Source organism: Methylobacterium sp. AC832, from assembly GCF_979256025.1.
The window spans coordinates 1-275 of record NZ_CEEDMV010000044.1 but is presented as its reverse complement, the minus strand read 5'-3'; the positions used below and the strand labels follow the sequence as shown (position 1 = coordinate 275).

Here is a 275-nt window from a genome sequence, read left to right as displayed (position 1 = left end):
CGCCAGCAGCGGCTTCTACATGATCCACAACACCATCCAGACCCGGGTGACCGAGGTGGCGCCGGAGGCCCGCGGCTCCGCCGTCGCCCTGCATGCCTTCCACTTCTTCACCGGCCAGTCGCTCGGCCCGGTGCTGGTCGGCCTGGCCATCGCCGGCTTCGGCGCGGCGACCGCCATGGCGGTGGCGGCGGTCGGCATCCTCGCGCTCGGCATCCGGCTGCGCCGGCGATAGGGCGTGATCGGCTGAGGTGGACCCACCGGAAGCCGTGAATCAC

The 275-nt window shown here is 72.0% G+C and carries 1 pseudogene; it reads left to right on the top strand.

The features are described 5' to 3' along the window. Positions 1 to 232, top strand: a pseudogene (locus AC0IXR_RS25055) (MFS transporter); the annotation flags it as partial. Positions 233 to 275: the final 43 nt, after the last annotated feature.